This is a genomic window from Mesorhizobium sp. B2-3-14, from assembly GCF_006442175.1.
Classification (GTDB): Bacteria; Pseudomonadota; Alphaproteobacteria; order Rhizobiales; family Rhizobiaceae; genus Mesorhizobium; species Mesorhizobium australicum.
The window spans coordinates 156,827-174,235 of sequence record NZ_VFVP01000002.1 but is presented as its reverse complement, the minus strand read 5'-3'; the positions used below and the strand labels follow the sequence as shown (position 1 = coordinate 174,235).

Genomic DNA, 17,409 nt, shown 5'->3' with positions numbered 1-17,409 from the left:
CCTCAACGGCTCGCGGATGGAGCCAGGCATTGGCCCGCATCCATGAATGCGTGGGACGCGCCGCGGGTTCCGGGATCACGGCCACAATTCGGGATGATGGATCCGCGAACTATCTCACGACACCGGCGCAGCGCCGCCCTCTTCCGTGCGCCGCGCGATGAACGCGTCGAGCACGCCTGACGTGGCGGCCGCCGCGGCCGGCGGCTCGAAATCGGCAAGGGTGCGCTTCCAGATGCCGGTGGCGCGTTCGGTGGCGGTCTTCGAGCCGCTTTGCGTCCAGTTGCCGAAATTCGACCAGTCGGCCACCAGCGGCTCGTAGAAGGCGGTGCGGTAGCGCGCCATGGTGTGGCCGGCCGAGAAGAAGTGGCCGCCCGGCTGCACTTCGGCGATCGCCTCGAAGCCTATTGCGTCGTCGTCGCCGGGGGTCGCCGCACAAAGTTCCGCGACCGTCTGCAGCGCCTCGATGTCGGTGACCAGCTTTTCCAGGGAAACGCTCAAGCCCCCTTCCAGCCAGCCGGCCGCGTGGATGCAGACGGTGGCGCCCGACAGCACCGAGCCCCATAGCGCGAACTGCGTCTCGTGCGCGGCCTGCGCGTCCGAAATGTTGGCCGCGCTGCCGCCGCCCGAGCGCCAGGGCAGACCGGTGAAGCGCGCCAGCTGGCCTGCACCCAGTGTCGCCTTCACGTGCTCCGGCGTGCCGAAGGCCGGTGCGCCCGATTTCATGTCGACATTGGAGGAGAAGGAACCGTAGACCACCGGCGCGCCCGGCCGCACGATCTGCGCCAGCGTCAGCCCGGCCAGCGCTTCGGCATGCTGCAAGGTCAGCGCGCCGGCCACGGTGATCGGCGCCATCGCACCGGCCAGGCAGAACGGCGTGATGATCAGGACCTGGCCCGCCTTGGCGAAATCGATGATGCCTTGCGCCATCGGAATGTCGAGCTGGCGCGGCGAGTTGGTGTTGATGACGGTGTAGCAATGCGCGCCCGAGCGGAACTCGTCCTCGGACAGCCCGCGCGCCAGCCTGATCATCTCGAAACTGTCATCGACCTGCGGCGTGCCACGCGCGAACACGAACGGGAATTTGTCCGACAGGGTCAGCTGCGCCCGGTTGACGGCATAGTGGCGGAAACGATTGTCGATGTCCTGCGGTTCGATGCACGGCCCCAGCATGTGCAAGACGTCGAAATGCTGCACCAGCTTGATCAACTCCTCGAAGGCGACCAGCGTCCCGGGCCGCCGGCCGCGCTCGAGATCGGTGACATTGGGCGCGCCGGAGCCCGCCAGGAATGTCATCGAGCCCAGTTCGAGCGACAGGTCGCGATCGCGCGCTCCGGCATAAGCGTGGATCGATCGCGGCGCCGAGGCTAAGGCTACCGCCACCATGTCGCGGCCTATACGCACCATGTCGGTGTCGGGGTCGACCAGGGCGCCGGCGCGGGCGAGCACCTCGCGCGCCTCGGGCAGCAGCACCTTGATGCCCAGTTCTTCCAGCACGCGCAGCGCCGTGCCGTGGATCGACGCCACCTGGTCGTCGGAAAAGATCGGCTGCGGCAGGAACGGATTCTTCAGCGACCGGTAATTGGGCTTGCGGCTTGATTCGCTGCCCGCCTCGCCCATGCGTCCCCGCCGGCGTTCGCGCCTTGTATCCCGTGCAGCGTCATCGACCATCAGAAACTCCTCCTCATTGCCGCATCGCCCTGCCCTGGGGACTGTAGGGCGAAGCCGCGATGACCCGCGCCGTCCGTTCGACGCCGACAATGTGCACGCAAAGCGCCATCCCCTCCCCGGCGAAATCGTCGTCCACCAACGCCAGCGCGACGCTCTTGCCGATCGTGTAGCCAAATCCGCCCGAGGCGCCGACAACGCCACCCCCGATGACCACTGCGCGATAGTGCGGCTTCGAAGCTTCCCCTCCCGGTCAGTTCGAAGCCGGCATCATATCCGTACTAGACATAAGTGTCTAGTACGCCAAGCACGCTCCATGGGAGGTCACCAATTCCCGCTCTCCAGCGTTTTTTATCAGCACATGGAGATACCGGCTGACCCGTGTCGCCCACTGTCACGCAAGCATCATGTTGACGCCTTAGATCGCTTTCGGGGAGGCACGCGCGGCATCATCGATGCGGCACCTCTTTTTCATTTTTCCTTCGGCCGCTCCGGCGTGCTTCGTCACAAAGAGGATTGTCCATGAAACACCTGCACCGAACCGCCTCGCTCGGCGTCGCGCTGGCCTTGTTCACCGCCCTCACCCCGGCGCTTGCCGATGGCGTGGCCTACATCAACAAGGGCCTCGTCGGCGTCGGCCGCATCCCGGCCGACCAGCGCGACAAGTTCGGCGAGACCTTCGGCTCGGGCTCGGGCATGGCGATCGACATTTCGGGCTGGACGCATGATGCCGGCACCTACAAGGGATCGCTCTGGCTATTGCCCGACCGTGGCTACAATGTCGCCGGCACCACCGACTACCGGCCGCGCCTCAACACCATTGCCATCGAGTTCACGCCTGTCGCGCCGGGCGCTGCTCCCGCAGCCGGCCAGGAGCAGACGGGCGTCAAGGCGACGCTTGCCGACACCATGCTTCTCACCGACGACAAGGACGCCGATGCCACCGGCCTCGATCCGCTGTCGGACGTACGCGCCGCGGCCGGCGACATGCCCATGCTGCCCGTCGCCACCAATGGCAAGCTCGCGCTCGACAATGAAGCCATCGTGCGGCTGCCGGACGGCTCGATGTTCATCTCCGACGAGTACGGCCCCAACATCTACAGGTTCTCCGCGCAAGGCCGCCTGATGTCGGCGACCCAGCCGCCTGCGGCTCTCGTGCCGATGCGCAAGGGAGCGCCGAACTTCTCCTCCGACAATCCCGGCCCGGGCGCCGCCGACCCTGATCCGAAGGATCCCGAAACCGGGCGCCAGAACAACCAGGGCCTCGAAGGCATGGCGATGACGCCGGACGGCAAGTTCCTGATCGCCGTGCTGCAGTCGGCGCCCCGGCAGGATGGCGGCGATTCACCCTCGACACGGCAGAACACGCGGGCGCTGGTCTATGATGCCTCCGACCTCGCCCATCTGAAGCTCGCGCATGAATATGTCGTGCCGCTGCCGGTGTTCAAGGATGCCAAGGGCAAGACCAAAATCGCCGCGCAGAGCGAGATCGTGGCGCTTTCGGCCACGTCCTTCCTGATGCTGGCGCGCGACAGCGGCAACGGCCAGGGCCTGAAGAAGGGTGACGCTTCGCTCTACCGCCAGATCAACATCGTCGACGTCTCCGGCGCGACCGACATCGCGGGCGGCGCCTTCGACGCGGCCGACAAGCCGGTCGCCCCCAAGGGCGTGCTTGATCCCTCGGTGACGCCGGCCAAGCTGACGCCGTTCATAGACATCAACGACGCCACCGCGCTTGGCCACTTCGGCCTGCACAATGGCGGCGCGAAGGACCACAACGAGCTTTCGGAGAAGTGGGAAGCGATGTCGTTGGCCAGCGTCCTCGATCCCAAGCTGCCCGACGACTATTTCCTGTTCGTCGGCAACGACAATGACTTCCTCGCCCAGGACGGCTTCCAGGTCGGCGCGCCTTACAAGGCCGACGACGGCGCCGATGTCGACACCATGTTCCTGGTCTATCAGGTCACGCTGCCAGGTCTCGGCAAGAAGTAACGATCACTGCTCAAGCGGGCGCGCCTGGCGCGTCCGCTTGAGCAGGTGGTGAAGGCCTACTTCAGGAATTCCGCGTCCTTCGGCACGCCGGCATCGATCGGCTCGGCCGTCCTGCTCGACACGGCCATGATCTTGCCGGCTGCCGACAGGTTGGGCCGCACGAAGACCTGAGCGGGAGGTCGATGATGTCCTGGTTCATAAGCGCACGCAGCCGGACGACGTTCTTGCCGATGGAATTCCATTCCGGCGTGCCTGACCGATCGACGGTCACTGCGCCTCGGCGCAGGGTGCATCTCGGTCCGGCCTGCGATATCGTCGCGGGCCAGAGTCACATTTGCCAGGTTGGCCGCCATGGACGAAAAAATGCCCGCACGCCGGCGTACCGGCGACCTGACCAGCGGCCCGATCCCGCGCACGCTGCTGCTCTTCGCCTTGCCGGTGCTCGGCTCCAACGTGCTGCAATCGCTGAACGGCTCGGTCAACGCCGTCTGGGTGGGCCGCTTCCTCGGCGAGTCGGCGCTGACCGCGACGTCCAACGCCAACCTCGTCCTGTTCCTGATCCTCGGCACGGTGTTCGGCATCGGCATGGCGGCCACCATCCTGGTGGCGCAGTCGGTCGGCGCCCGCGACCTGCCCGAGGCGCGCCGCATCGTCGGCACCAGCGCCACCTTCTTCTTCCTCGTTTCAGTGGTGTTCGCGGTCTGCGGCTGGATCTGGGTCGATGCCATCCTGGGCGCGCTCGGCACGCCGGCCGACGCCTTGCCGCTCGCACGCTCCTACCTGCGCATCATCTTCGTCGCCGTGCCGATGATGAACCTTCTGTCCTTCGTCATGACCGTGCTGCGCGGTGCGGGCGATTCACGCACCCCCTTCATCTTCATGGCATTGGCGGTCGTGCTCGACATCGTGCTCAATCCCCTGCTCATCCGCGGCATCGGCCCGTTTCCTGAACTCGGCATCGCCGGTTCCGCCACCTCGACCCTGATCGGCCAGACCGTGAGCGTCGTCGCCATCCTCGTCGTGCTCTACGTGCGCAAGCATCCGTTGCGGCTGGCCGGCGCCAATCTCGTCCTGCTGCGCCCGGATGCGGCGCTGCTGCGCATCGTGGTCTTCAAGGGCGTGCCGATGGGCCTGCAGATGATCGTCATCTCGGCGGCGGCCCTGACGGTGATGGGCATCGTCAATTCCTACGGTTCGCAGGTCGCCGCCGCCTACGGTATCGCCGCGCAGCTCTGGACCTACATCCAGATGCCGGCGCTCGCCATCGGCGCCGCGGTCTCTTCCATGGCGGCGCAGAATGTCGGCGCCGGTCGCTGGGACCGGATCGGCCGCATCGCCGCCTCCGGCGTCGGTTTCAACCTTGTCCTGACCGGCGCCCTCGTCGCGCTGCTATGGGTCTTCGACCGTTCGATCCTGAGCCTGTTCCTGAGCAGCGACAGCGCGGCGATCGATATCGCCGCCCATATCAACACGGCCGCGTCCTGGTCGTTCATCCTGTTCGGCATCACCATCGTGCTGTTCGCCACGGTGCGCGCCACGGGTGCCGTGATGCCGCCGCTGATCATCCTGGTGATCTCGGTGCTCGTCGTGCGCACCGGCTTTGCCTATTACATGCGTGGCGTGATCGGCGAGGAGGCGCTGTGGTGGAGTTTTCCGGCCGGTTCGATCACGTCTCTGATCCTGGCCGCGATCTACTACCGCTTTGGCGGCTGGCGCAGCTTGCACATGATCGAGAACAGGCCGGCTGCCGGCGAACCGCCCGACACCGGGCTTGGCGTGCCGCGCCAGCGCGCGAACATGGCGCCTGAAACGCCGAACGGCTGATGCCGGCCTGTCTTGCCGGCGTGCCTTGTCGAGGTGCCTTGCCGGGCTGGCGCGGCGGTCTCAGCGCCTCTGTCCGAGCCCGAAGGCGAGCGCCACCAGCGCGAACGCGATGATCATGGCCGCGAAGGCCAGGCTCGCGGCGACAGCACTGGCATAGGTCGACACGACGCCGATGCCGATGACAGGCAAGGCGTTGCCGACAAAGCAGCAGACGAAGAAACTGGACACGACCTCGGCGCGGCGATCTCGCGGCGCGATCTCGTTCACCACTTGCAGGCCGCCGCGATAGCCGAGCGCTGCCGCCACGCCGCAGCAGGCCGTCGCCGCGATCATCAGCGCCATCGAGGCCAGCATCTGCGCCGCCACCACAAGCATGGTGCTTGGGATCATCAAGGCCAGCGCGGCCAGCATCGCCTTGCTGCTCCCCATCCGCGCCAGCGCCACGATGCTGATTGCCGCGACCATCGCCAGTTCGAAGAACAGCGCACCGGCCACGGCGTGGTTGGCCTCATGCAGTTGCTGCGCCAGAATGCTCGGCGCCACCGCCGCATAGAAGCCGACCAACGCCATCGCGCCAAAGCCGGTCACCGCCGGCGCCACGAAGCGCGAACGGATCTGCGCCGGCACGGAAAGCCGCGGCCGCATGGAGACCTTGCCAAGGCCGCCTGGCTTCATCACCGTTTCGCGCGTGCGCCAGACCATGATCGTCACCACCGCGAGCGTCGCCAGGTAGACAATGAAGACCAGACGCAATGGCCACGGCTCGTATTGGGCCAGCAGCCCCGAAACAAGCGCCCCGAAACCGAGGCCGAGAAAGTTGGTGCTGGTGGCGATGACGCTGGCGCGCGACCTGCCGGCCTCTGGAAGAAGCTCGGCGATCCACGCGGTTCCCGTCCCGGCGCCCACGCCGATGCCAAGTCCGCTCAGGATCCGCGCAACATCGAGCGACGCGACATTGCCGGCAAACAGGAACACAACCGCGCTGATGACGGCGACGATCATGGCTGCAAGCGCCGCCGGCCGGCGCCCGACGACATCCGAAACGCTGCCGAACACCAGCAGGGCGCCGAGATTGCCGACGACATAGACCGCGTAGATCAGCGTCAAGGTGATTTGCGAAAAGCCGAATTGCTGCTTGTAGACGATATAGAGAGGCGTCAGCACCGTGCTGCCGGCAAACAGCACCGCGATCATCGCCGCGACAGTCGGGATCGCGAGGACGTCGCTGCCGGCTTCGTTCTGAGTTTGCGTCAGATCGCGAAAGGCCATGGCCAACCTCGTCACCAGGTTCAGGGGTCGCGACGTTAACGCGTCCTCACCGCCGACGTTCCGGTCGACGGCCATGCTCCTGACACCACGCTGGCGTTGCCCGGCCAGCAAGCCGATGATCGCAAAAAAATGGATCGGGGCCAGCGGCCCCGATCCATCACGGCACCCTTGCCGTACTAGGCGCAATCAGTCCTGTTTGCAGAAAAAACCGGGCCTACTTGCAGGAGAAACCAGGTGCGATCTTGCACTTGCCGGGACGCGGCTTGTGCGGCGGGCGGTGGTGGGGAGGACGGTGATGGGGCCGATGATGCCAGTGCGGCGGCCGATGCGGCGGGCGCACGATGATAACCGGCGGATGCACGACTTGGGTCCGCGAGAGATAGCCGGAACTGGCCCAGCCGCTGACACCGCCGCCATGGATCCTGCACCAGCCCGGCTGACAGCCGGTCACGTCGACCCTGAGACCGGCCGGCAACGTCCCGACCTTGGCGTATCCCGCGCCAGGTCCGGTACGCACGTTGAGGCTCGTCGTCGTGTGGGCGCCGTAGGCGAAGGCCGCGGCGGACGTCCCGAAGACGGCGGCCAGAATGGTCGCTATCGCAAGCAGAAATCGAAATCTCATCAGTCCCTCCATTCGAGCGCCGGCCGTTCGACTGCTTCGGCCGGGACTGCATCGCAAGGGGAGAGGCAGGGCAGGGAAAAGTCAACAAGTTACCAAGGCCAATCACCACGATCACCGATCCGGGTGGAAGTTTCCCCTGATATAGTTGAGGAATTTTGCGTACGCCGTTTATCGGCATGCCAACATCCGCTAACGATTTACTATCTTTCGGCAATTCGTCGCGGACCGAGGTGGTGATCATGGGCAAGGGCAGGGTCGAGGCATTCACCGACGGCGTGGTGGCGATCATCATCACCATCATGGTGCTGGACTTGAAGGTACCGGAAGGCGAGGATTTTTCGGCGCTGCTGCCGCAGTGGCCGGTCTTCCTGTGCTACGTGCTTTCGTTCATCAATGTCGGCATCTACTGGAACAATCTGCACAACATGTTCCATACCGTGCAGCGTGTCGACGGGCGCGTGCTGTGGGCGAACCTGCATCTGCTGTTCTGGTTGTCCCTGATGCCGGTGACGACCGCCTTCATGGGCGAGAACCATTTCGCCGCGGTTCCGGTCGCGGTCTATGGTTTTGACCTTGTAATGTGTGCGACCGCCTACAGCATCCTGGTCATTGCGCTGCATCGGCTGCATGGGCCGGACACCGCATTCGCCAAGGCAATCGGCCGCGATCGCAAGGGAAGGATTTCGCTCGCCGTTTACATAGCGGCCGTTGGGCTGACCTTCCTCGACCGGTGGATCGGCGTGGCGCTCTATGTCGCCGTCGCCCTGATCTGGCTGGTGCCGGACACGCGCTTTGCGCGGGTGATCGAAAAATAGCGATCTGCCTGACGCAATCCGAGAGGGCAAACCGCTTCACACGTTTCGTGGAATTGCCTAACCGCGCATCGCCTTCAGCTTTTCCGCCACCGAAGCGGCCAGATCGGCGTAGCGCTCTTCCAGCCGCTCCGCCACCTTGATGATCGAGAAATCATGGCCGAACTTTTCCAGCGCCATGCGCAGTTTCTCGACGAACTCGGCCTGTTGCTCGAGCGCCGAAAACAGAGTCTTCACCTGGGCTTCGCTGATATCGGGGTTGGCCAGCATCTGCGGCACCTCGCGCCCCATCCGGTCGCCGGTGGCGGTCTGTTCCTTCAGAATTGCAACCCAATCCGTCAATCGGAAATCTCCTTTTTGGCGTCGTAGCATGCGCAGCCCCGACCGGGCCGGTCAACCCGACAAGCCCGACGGAGGCTTGCGCAGGCCCGTTCCGGCGCTAAGTTCGGCGCCATCAAAAAAGGAAACCATCGCCGATGATCGCCGACACCGAGATCCAGACCGCCCTGCCAGCGCTTGCCCCTGGCAACACCGCCGTCATCACCGGCGCCGCCAGCGGCATCGGCCTTGCCGCGGCCAAACGGCTGGCGCTGATGGGCATGAAGATCGTGCTGGCCGACATTGGCGGGCCGCGCCTCGACGATGCCGCGCGGGCCGTCTCCGCGATTGCCGGTGACGACGCCGTGCTTGCCGTCGCATCGGACGTTTCGAAGGCCGATGAGGTCGATCGCCTCGCCGACCGGGCATTCGGCGCCTTCGGCGAGGTCTCGCTGCTGATGAACAATGCCGGTGTCGGCGACAACCCCGGAAAGCCCTGGGAAAACCGCGACGGCTGGAAGCGGCTGCTCGACATCAATTTCTGGGGCGTGGTGCATGGCGTCGAAGCTTTCGCGCCGCGCATGCTGGCGTCGGCCAAGCCGGGCCTGATCGTCAACACCGGCTCCAAGCAAGGCATCACCACACCGCCCGGCAACCTCGCCTACAACGTTTCCAAGGCTGGCGTGAAAACCTTTACCGAGGGCCTGGCGCATGCGCTGCGCAATGAGCCCGGCGCCCGCCTGTCGGCGCATCTGCTCATCCCCGGCTTCACCTATACCGGCCTGACCGAGGGCGCGACCGAAAAGCCGGCTGGAGCGTGGACGGGCGAACAGGTGATCGATTTCATGCTGGAATCGCTGGTCGGGGGCGACTTCTATATCCTGTGTCCCGACAATGAGACGGCGCGACCCATGGACGAAAAGCGCATGGCCTGGGCGATCGGCGACATCATCGAAAACCGCCCTGCCCTGTCGCGCTGGCACCCCGGCCACAAGGATGCATTCGCGGCGTTCATGAAGCGATGAGCATGTCCCGAACATGGCCGCTGTGCGGATCACATAACTCGAACACCGGCGGAACACTCGGGATTGACCGCGGGTTCAGCCGCCGGCGCTTCGTGCTACCTCTTTTTTCGGTTTGCGTTTTGCCGCCACGACTTTCTTTGCGGCCATGGTCGCGACTTTGTCGTCATGCCGCTTCGCCGCGACCTCGCATTTGGCGCGGATCTCCTGGACCTCGGCTTCAGTCAGGTGCTCGATGCCGATGAAGGTGTTTTTGGCCTCGCTGACCCGTATCAACTCGTCGAGCTTGGCCTGGATCGCGGCGCCGTCCCGATTCTGGGTGTTTTGGATGAGAAACACCATCAGGAAGGTGATGATCGTGGTTCCGGTGTTGATCACCAGCTGCCAGGTGTCGGAAAAATTGAAGAACGGCCCGCTCACCGCCCAGACGATAACGATCAGGCAACACACCGCAAATGTCAGCGGTAGGCCGGTGAGATGGGCGATCTGGTTGGCGAATTTGGTGAAAAGCTTCTCGATCATGTGGTCCCTCAAAACAGCGCCGCGTCATGCGGTCCGCCGGAAGAAACAACCAGCAGCCATTTCGGGTTCCCGCCGATAAAAAATACGACCCACGCAATCGAATGCACGCAAAGCGCGCATCTGGAACAAAACACACCTTATCGGTTTAAGGTCATTGTAGCCGTGCAGGCAAAGAGCCTGTTCCTTCCGCTTCACAGCGGTTTACCTCCAGCCCCTTCCGCTGCGCCACCCCCGCATGGCGGAAGGGGTTTCGTCAGACGGCGTCGTTTTCCCAGCGGTCGAGGAAAGCCTCGATCGGCATTGCCTGCATGTCGGGAACCGCCCTGGCGAGTTTCTCGACGGGCCAGTCCCACCAGGCGAGAGCTTCGATGCGTGCCGCTATTTCAGGGGCAAAGCGCTGCTTGAGCGGCTTCGCCGGCACGCCGGCAACGATCGTGTAGGACGGCACGTCCCGCGTCACCACCGCATTGGCGCCGACGACGGCGCCATTGCCGATGGCGATCCCAGGCAAGATGACCGCGCCATGGCCGATCCACACATCATGGCCGATGGTCACGGCCTTCGACCGCCGCCGCTCACGGAACGCGGCATCGACGCCCAGCCAGCGGAAATACTCGTTCGGCCGATAGCTGACCTTGTGCTGGGTCAGCCGCTCGATCGGATGCTCCAGCGCATTGATGCGGCTGTTGGCGGCGATCGAGCAGAATTTGCCGATCGTCGTGTAGATCGCCTCGGCATGGCGTTCGAAATAGGAGAAATCGCCGACGATGACCTCGCGCAGCACGACGCGTTCGCCGATCGCGGCGTAGCGGCCAAGCTTGCAGCCCTTCATCTCAGCGGTTGGATGAATGCGCGGCTCGGGATCTTTCGCAACGAGATCTTCAGAACGGTCCATGCCGGCGGCTTTACGTCAGACCGATTGGTCCCGCAAGCGGGGCCAATCGCCAGCCAGAACAGGACAGGGTAGAGTTCGACCCGCCTATTTCGGCTTGCCGTTGCTCCACACCACGTTCTGGCCATAGAGCGGCACCGTCGTAACCGACATCTTGGCCGAGCCGTTCTGGACTTGGCGCGAATGCGACAGATAGATCAGGGTCTCGTTGGCCTTGTCGTAGATGCGGTTCACCACCTGCTTCTTCCAGATCAGGCTGATGCCTTGTTTGAAAACCTCCTCGCCGCCTTCGCTCGTATCAATATCCCCGATGGTGATCGGACCGGTCTGACGGCAGGAGATCGAGGAATCGCTGGGATCCTCGAACCAGTTGCCCTTGTGCAAGCGGTCGATGACACTGCGATCGAAATAGGAAACGTGGCAGGTCACGCCCTCCACTTTCGGATCCTTGATCGCCTCGACGATGATGTCGTTGCCGATCCAGTCGACGCCGACCTTGCCGACTTCCTCGGCAATGGCGCTACCGGCGGCAAGCACGACACACGCGGCCAAGGCACCGCCGATCAGTTTTCGCCCAATCAATCCTCGCCCAATCAATCCTCGTCCGATCAATCCTGGCCCAGTCAATCCCGGCAAAGAATCCTCCTGCGGTTCGAGTTGCCGGGGTCTCAGGTGGGGCCAAGGCTGACACATTGCAAGCCGGAAGGTCGGATCAAACCGCAGGCATCCGCCATAGCCGGTTGCGTCAACGCGGCATCTTTGCGTGTACCCCGTCGAACCGCTAAGACTGTGGCCTACAACGGGTGCATGGTTCTGGCCGGCGCGCCGTGACATTACGGACGGACTTTTTTGATGATGCGTTCTATCCTGGTCGGCATTCTCATTCTGATGGCGGCCGGCATCGGCTGGCTGACTTTCGACTGGTATCGCGGTCACTATGGCGGCGAACCGTTCGGCGCGCCCTTTACCCTGGTCGACCAGAAAGGCGCACCGATCACCGAAGCCGCTTTCCGGGGCCAGCCCAGCGTCGTCTTTTTCGGCTTCACCCACTGCCCCGAAGTTTGCCCGACCACGCTGTTCGAACTCTCCGGCTGGCTGAAGACGCTCGGCGACGACGGCAAGAACCTGCATGCCTATTTCGTCTCGGTCGATCCGGAGCGCGATACGCCGCCGGTGATGGACGCCTATGTCAGCAATTTCTCCGACCGCATCACCGGCATTACCGGCGATCCGGACAAGGTCCATGCCATGGCCAAGGCGTTCGGCATCTATTGGAAGAAGGTCGATACCGGCGACGGCGACTACACCATGGACCACACCGCCTCGGTGCTGCTGCTCAACGCCAAGGGCGACTTCGCGGGCACGATCGCCTATGGCGAGAATGCCAGCACCGCCGTGGAGAAGCTGAAGCGCCTCGCCGCGAAGGGCTGACAAGAATTCACATGACCCAGACGCGGCTCCATTTCACCACCGGAAAGATCGAGGCCGAGCGCATCTTCGCGGCGCTCGAAACGGCCTTCGAGGATGAGGGCCTGCCGATCGCCGTGCTGGAGGTCGACGAAGACGCCGACATTCACGAGGTCTCGCTCTACGCCGATGGCGACGTCGAAGCGGTCGAGGCGCGGCTGAAGGATGTTCTCGCAGGCCTGGCTTTGTCGAGACCGGTCGAGCGCGAGGCGTTGCCCGACATCGACTGGGTGGCACGGTCCCTGGAAGGGTTGAAGCCGGTGCGCGCCGGCCGTTTCTTCGTCCACGGCGCGCATGACAGCAGGAAGCGCCACAGCGGCGAACTCGCCATCGAGATCGAGGCGGGCCTTGCCTTCGGCACCGGCCATCATGGCACCACCGCGGGCTGCCTCGAAATGCTGGAGAAAGTCGTGCGGCGCGAGCACCCGCGCAACGCGCTCGACCTCGGTACCGGCAGTGCGGTGCTGGCGATCGCCGTCGCCAAGCTGGCACATATTCCGGTGCTGGCCACCGACATCGATCCGGTCGCGGTCAAGGTCGCCGCCGCCAATGCGCGTCTGAATCACGTCAAAGGCCTGATCGAGACGGTGACCGCGCCTGGCTTTCACCACCCGATCTTTGCCAGGCGCGCGCCCTTCGACCTCATCGTCGCCAACATATTGGCGCGGCCGCTGATGCGGCTGGCACCGCAAATGGCAGGGCATGTCACGCTTGGCGGCTCGATCGTGCTGTCAGGCATTCTCGACCGCCAGCGCGACGCTGTGATCTCGGCCTATGTCGGCCAGAATTTCCGCCATGTCAGTACGTTGCACCGCGAAGGCTGGGTGACTATCCATCTCAAGCGTTGAGGCCGGCAAGGCGGTTGCCGGCCCTCAACGGTCCCGGTTGCTGGACTTCGATGCGTGTCGGCAAGAGAATGCCGCCGCCGCCCCCTTCATTCATGGCTGGACCAGCCTCATTTGGTTGTCACCCGGCGGACGCTGTAGCAGTTTGCACCAGCTGGAAAATCGATTCCGCTTTCCAGGCCCGTAGGTTACGGTCGCGCTGATACCAAGGAGGCCCATCATGTTCCAGACCTTCGATTCCGCGGGCGATCCGGCGGTCGGCAAGCCGCGCGTGGCGCTGCTGCGCCAGTGGCTGGGCGCCAATGGCCTCGATGGCTTCATCGTTCCGCGCGCTGACGAGCACCAGGGCGAATACGTCGCCGACCGGTCGGCACGGCTGAAATGGCTGACCGGCTTCAGCGGCTCGGCCGGCGTCGCCATCGTGCTGCGCGACCGTGCCTTCGTCTTTGTCGACGGGCGCTACACGCTGCAGGTGCGCAATGAGGTCGATCTCGACATCTTTTCGATCGAAAGTCTGGTCGACAATCCGCCCGCCGTCTGGCTCAAGGACAACATCGGCAAGGGCGTGCGCCTGGGCTTCGATCCCTGGCTGCACACGATCGGCGAGGTCAAGGCGCTGCAGGCCTCCGCCGACAAGACCGGCGCGGTGCTGGTGCCGCTCGACAGGAACCCGATCGACATCATCTGGAAGGATCAGCCCGCCGCACCCGTGACCCCGATCGAGCTTCATCCGATCGGCTTTGCCGGCGAACTCGCCAAGGACAAGCTGGCGCGGCTGGCGACAGCGATCGGCAAGGACGGCGCCACCCATGCGGTGCTGACCGACCCATCGTCCATCGCCTGGGCCTTCAACATCCGTGGCGGTGACGTGCCGCACACGCCGCTGGCGCTCGGCTTCGCCATACTCGCCGCCGACGGGTCGCACCAGCTTTTCATGGATCGGCGCAAGTTCTCGCGCCAGGTGGCGGCCTACCTCACCCAACTCGCCGATCCGCATGAGCCCGGGGAGTTCGAAGCGGCGATCGCCGCACTTGCGAAAAGCGGCGCGAAAATCGCGCTCGATCCGGTGCTGGCCGCCGACCGGCTGCGCATGCTGGTCGAGGACAATGGCGGCACGGTGGTTGCCGCGCCCGACCCTGCCCGCATTCCGCGCGCCACCAAGAACCAGGCCGAGATCAACGGCTCGCGCGCCGCGCATCGCCGCGACGGCGCGGCGGTGGCCAAGCTGTTGTGCTGGCTGGAGCGCCAGAAACCCGGCTCACTCGACGAAATCGCGGTTGTCACCAGGCTCGAAGAAACCCGCCGGCAGACCGGCGAGGAAACGCAGATGCCGCTGCGCGACGTCTCTTTCGACACCATTTCGGGCGCCGGCCCGAACGGCGCCATCATGCATTACCGCGTCTCGCGCGCCACCAGCCGCAAGCTTCAGGCCGGTGAGCTGTTCCTGCTCGATTCCGGCGCGCAATACCAGGACGGCACGACAGACATCACCCGCACCGTGCCGATCGGCCAGCCGACCGAAGAGATGCGCGAGCGCTTCACGCTGGTGCTCAAAGGCATGATCGGCATTTCCACGCTGCGCTTCCCCGCCGGCACGCGCGGCTCGGAGATCGACGCCGTCGCCCGCATGGCGCTGTGGAGGCATGGCTGCGACTTCGCCCATGGCACCGGCCACGGTGTCGGCTCATACCTGGCCGTCCATGAGGGTCCGCAGCGCATCGCCCGCACCGGCACCGAAAAGCTGCTCGAAGGCATGATGCTGTCGAACGAGCCCGGCTACTACAAGGAAGGCGCCTACGGCATCCGCATCGAGAACCTCATCCTGGTGACGCCGGCCGAACAGATCGAGGGCGGCGACATCGCCATGCACGGTTTCGAGACGCTGACGCTGGCCCCGATCGACGTCAGGCTGGTGCGATCGGATCTGCTGACGCGAGACGAATTGCACTGGCTCGACTCTTACCACGCCCGCGTGCTGGCCGAGATCGGTCCGATGCTCGACGGCGAAACGCTGGCCTGGCTCGAAAAGGCAACGGCACCGCTGCCGCACGACGCGAAGATTTGATTTTCTGAAGCGCTGAAGGGCGTGTCGAGGTTCAGGCCAGGCCGGTTCGAAAACGGTTGATACGGAGAACCGGATTGGAGCACCGAAGCGCAGGTATCGGCCGTCTGCGGGCCGGAATCACTTGGATATCGATACGCCCTACCCGACGAACTGGCGCGCTACGATCAATACAGCCGCGCCCGCCAGAAACATCGCCATCAGCCCGCCACGCAGCGCCACCAGCGCGGAGACGACCAGCGCTGCCCACTCCGCCGGGCCCGCGCCGAGCGCCGCCGGCGCCACCAGCGTCGTCAGCACCGCCGCAGGCACGGCGTTGAGCCCGGCCTCGACGCGCGGATGGATGTGATCGAAACGCGAGATGACCAGATGCCCGCCAATACGGGTGAGATAGGTGGCGATGGCGCCGGCGATGATGATCCAGAAGGTCGTGCTCATGGCCTTGTCTCCACACCGCTGTGATGCGGCGGCAGGACGACGGCGAGCAACACACCGGCGATGGCGCCGATCGAAACGTGCCAGGGCGAACCCACTGTCTTGTAGGCGATGATCGAGGCGCAGGCACTGGCGACGACCACCGGCAGCCACAGCGGCCGCTTGCGGAAGCCCATCACCAGGCCAAGGAAATAGATCGGCAGCAGGAAATCGATGCCCAGGGCATGGGGATCGGGAATGAGCTTTCCAAACAGCGCGCCGAGCGCGCTTTCGATGGTCCAGAATACATAGACCGGCAGCCCAAGTCCCAGATACCAGGCAAAGCCGACGGTCTGGCCCGACTGGGCCCTGGCCTCGGCGACGGCGAATTGCGGATCGGTGAGGATGAAGAAACCGAGCGCCTGCTGCACCCCGGACCAGTGCGCGATGCGCCGGCCAATGCCGGCGGAATAGAGCACGTGGCGGAAATTGACGGCGAAGATCGACAGCACGATCAGCCACGGCGCGACATGCTGGCCGAACAGTTCTATGCCGACCATCTGGCTGGCGCCGCCGAAGATCAGCGCGCTCATCAGGAAGGCTTCGAAAACGGAAAAGCCGTTGTCGACGGCGATCGCGCCGAACAGCAGCCCGAATGGCGCCGCCGCCACCACGACCGGCATGGAGAGCCGTACGCCTTGCCAGAAATCGCTTTTCACGCCGTTCTCGGAAATTGCTTGCGCCGACATGTCTCTCCCCGGTCAGAGGGCTGATGTAGGAAGCACTGCCCGGCTTGTCACACGAATTCGCTTGAGCCAAACGATCAGCGGAAATGATCCCTGTTAGGATTCACGCGATATCCTATTGTCGCCCGGCAGGCATTTGGCAGAAATACACGAGGGGGATTCTAATGATTGCTTATGATTTCACCGGCAGGCACGCAGTCGTCACCGGGGCCGGTGGCGGCATGGGCGAGGCGATCACGCTGGCGTTGCTCGATGCCGGCGCGTCGGTCACCGCCATCGACGTCAAGCCACGCCCGACAGCGCTCGCCGCCTATGACGACCGGCTGACCTTCGCCCAGGGCGACCTCACCGACGCCGGCTTTGTTGAACGGACCATCGGCGCTGCGGGCCGCGAACGCGGCGGTATCGACTATCTCGCCAATGTCGCAGGCGTGCTCTGGTTCGGCCGCGACAAGTCGGCTCTCGAGATGGACCTCGACGTCTGGGACCAGGTCTTCAACATCAACCTGAAATCCTTCGTGCACACGGCGCGCGCGGTTGTTCCGCAAATGCGCGCAGGCGGGCGTGGCGGCGCCATGGTGCATTTCTCGACCATCCAGTGGTATCGCGGCGATCCGAAGCCACAGGATGCCTACCAGGCGTCGAAGGCCGGCGTCTGCGCGCTGTCGAAGTCGCTCGCCATGCAGTTGGCCGGCGAGCGCATCCGCTCCAACGCCATCTGCCCGGGCATGGCGCTGACGCCGCTGCAGGCGCGTTGGGACACCGAGGAGAAGCGCGCCGCCGTCGCCGACTACACACCGCTCGGCCGCATCGGCACGCCGCAGGACATGGCCAACGCCGCGCTCTTCCTGCTTTCCGACGCGGCAAGCTACATCACCGGAATAGAGCTGGCCGTCGATGGGGGTCTCCTGATGCGGATGTAGCCCGCCCTGTCCAA

At 64.6% G+C, this 17,409-nt stretch carries 18 protein-coding genes; 8 read left to right on the top strand and 10 right to left on the bottom strand.

Annotation, left to right across the window (positions count from 1 at the left end):
• Nucleotides 1-114 precede the first annotated feature (114 nt).
• The gene (locus tag FJ950_RS05455) at nt 115-1,668 is read right to left on the bottom strand and encodes a trimethylamine methyltransferase family protein (RefSeq protein WP_140615671.1); all 1,554 of its coding nucleotides are present in this window, start codon (nt 1,666-1,668) and stop codon (nt 115-117) included.
• Between the two features lie 13 nt (nt 1,669-1,681).
• The gene (locus FJ950_RS05450; protein WP_246681279.1) at nt 1,682-1,882 is read right to left on the bottom strand and encodes a glycine cleavage T C-terminal barrel domain-containing protein; all 201 of its coding nucleotides are present in this window, start codon (nt 1,880-1,882) and stop codon (nt 1,682-1,684) included.
• Nucleotides 1,883-2,187: 305 nt separating this feature from the next.
• Here FJ950_RS05450 and FJ950_RS05445 point away from each other — a divergent pair, with 305 nt between their 5' ends.
• The gene (locus FJ950_RS05445; RefSeq protein WP_140615669.1) at nt 2,188-3,657 is read left to right on the top strand and encodes an esterase-like activity of phytase family protein; all 1,470 of its coding nucleotides are present in this window, start codon (nt 2,188-2,190) and stop codon (nt 3,655-3,657) included.
• 363 nt (nt 3,658-4,020) lie between these two features.
• On the top strand, nt 4,021-5,481 hold the full coding sequence (locus FJ950_RS05435; RefSeq protein WP_246681278.1) for an MATE family efflux transporter: 1,461 nt from the start codon (nt 4,021-4,023) through the stop codon (nt 5,479-5,481).
• A gap of 60 nt (nt 5,482-5,541) precedes the next feature.
• Here FJ950_RS05435 and FJ950_RS05430 read toward each other — a convergent pair whose 3' ends face one another.
• Both FJ950_RS05430 and FJ950_RS05425 read right to left on the bottom strand, forming a co-directional pair.
• Nucleotides 5,542-6,750 carry an MFS transporter gene (locus FJ950_RS05430; RefSeq protein ID WP_140615665.1) on the bottom strand — a complete coding sequence of 403 codons (1,209 nt, stop codon included), beginning with the start codon at nt 6,748-6,750 and terminating at the stop codon, nt 5,542-5,544.
• 214 nt (nt 6,751-6,964) lie between these two features.
• Entirely contained in the window at nt 6,965-7,372 is a 408-nt protein-coding gene (locus FJ950_RS05425; RefSeq protein ID WP_140615663.1) for an SH3 domain-containing protein, read from the bottom strand.
• 239 nt (nt 7,373-7,611) lie between these two features.
• Between FJ950_RS05425 and FJ950_RS05420 the strand changes: the two genes are divergently transcribed.
• The gene (locus FJ950_RS05420; protein ID WP_140615661.1) at nt 7,612-8,187 is read left to right on the top strand and encodes a TMEM175 family protein; all 576 of its coding nucleotides are present in this window, start codon (nt 7,612-7,614) and stop codon (nt 8,185-8,187) included.
• A 57-nt stretch (nt 8,188-8,244) separates the two neighbouring features.
• Here FJ950_RS05420 and FJ950_RS05415 read toward each other — a convergent pair whose 3' ends face one another.
• Nucleotides 8,245-8,526 (bottom strand): hypothetical protein, encoded by a 282-nt coding sequence (locus FJ950_RS05415; RefSeq protein WP_140615659.1) that lies wholly within the window; start codon nt 8,524-8,526, stop codon nt 8,245-8,247.
• 134 nt (nt 8,527-8,660) lie between these two features.
• Between FJ950_RS05415 and FJ950_RS05410 the strand changes: the two genes are divergently transcribed.
• A complete protein-coding gene (locus tag FJ950_RS05410; protein WP_140615657.1) occupies nt 8,661-9,527 on the top strand; it encodes an SDR family NAD(P)-dependent oxidoreductase in 867 nt (288 codons plus the stop codon).
• 75 nt (nt 9,528-9,602) lie between these two features.
• Here the strand turns inward: FJ950_RS05410 and FJ950_RS05405 are convergent, their stop codons facing one another.
• The 3 genes from FJ950_RS05405 to FJ950_RS05395 all read right to left on the bottom strand — a co-directional run bounded on the left by FJ950_RS05405 (nt 9,603) and on the right by FJ950_RS05395 (nt 11,517).
• Nucleotides 9,603-10,046 (bottom strand): low affinity iron permease family protein, encoded by a 444-nt coding sequence (locus tag FJ950_RS05405; RefSeq protein WP_181166289.1) that lies wholly within the window; start codon nt 10,044-10,046, stop codon nt 9,603-9,605.
• A gap of 253 nt (nt 10,047-10,299) precedes the next feature.
• A complete protein-coding gene (locus FJ950_RS05400; protein WP_140615655.1) occupies nt 10,300-10,941 on the bottom strand; it encodes a DapH/DapD/GlmU-related protein in 642 nt (213 codons plus the stop codon).
• A gap of 84 nt (nt 10,942-11,025) precedes the next feature.
• On the bottom strand, nt 11,026-11,517 hold the full coding sequence (locus FJ950_RS05395) for a CreA family protein (RefSeq protein ID WP_167331157.1): 492 nt from the start codon (nt 11,515-11,517) through the stop codon (nt 11,026-11,028).
• A gap of 273 nt (nt 11,518-11,790) precedes the next feature.
• Between FJ950_RS05395 and FJ950_RS05390 the strand changes: the two genes are divergently transcribed.
• From FJ950_RS05390 to FJ950_RS05380, 3 genes are all read left to right on the top strand, one after another.
• On the top strand, nt 11,791-12,369 hold the full coding sequence (locus FJ950_RS05390; protein WP_140615653.1) for an SCO family protein: 579 nt from the start codon (nt 11,791-11,793) through the stop codon (nt 12,367-12,369).
• 11 nt (nt 12,370-12,380) lie between these two features.
• Nucleotides 12,381-13,253: a 50S ribosomal protein L11 methyltransferase gene (locus FJ950_RS05385; protein ID WP_140615651.1), complete on the top strand. Its 873-nt coding sequence runs from the start codon at nt 12,381-12,383 to the stop codon at nt 13,251-13,253.
• A gap of 217 nt (nt 13,254-13,470) precedes the next feature.
• Entirely contained in the window at nt 13,471-15,315 is a 1,845-nt protein-coding gene (locus FJ950_RS05380) for an aminopeptidase P family protein (RefSeq protein ID WP_140615649.1), read from the top strand.
• Between the two features lie 138 nt (nt 15,316-15,453).
• Here FJ950_RS05380 and FJ950_RS05375 read toward each other — a convergent pair whose 3' ends face one another.
• Nucleotides 15,454-15,750, bottom strand: a complete 297-nt coding sequence (locus FJ950_RS05375; protein WP_023769676.1) for an AzlD family protein — start codon at nt 15,748-15,750, stop codon at nt 15,454-15,456.
• Nucleotides 15,747-16,475 (bottom strand): AzlC family ABC transporter permease, encoded by a 729-nt coding sequence (locus FJ950_RS05370; protein ID WP_140615647.1) that lies wholly within the window; start codon nt 16,473-16,475, stop codon nt 15,747-15,749. The genes FJ950_RS05375 and FJ950_RS05370 overlap by 4 nt, the downstream gene beginning before the upstream one ends.
• A gap of 161 nt (nt 16,476-16,636) precedes the next feature.
• Here FJ950_RS05370 and FJ950_RS05365 point away from each other — a divergent pair, with 161 nt between their 5' ends.
• On the top strand, nt 16,637-17,395 hold the full coding sequence (locus FJ950_RS05365; RefSeq protein WP_140615645.1) for an SDR family oxidoreductase: 759 nt from the start codon (nt 16,637-16,639) through the stop codon (nt 17,393-17,395).
• Nucleotides 17,396-17,409: the final 14 nt, after the last annotated feature.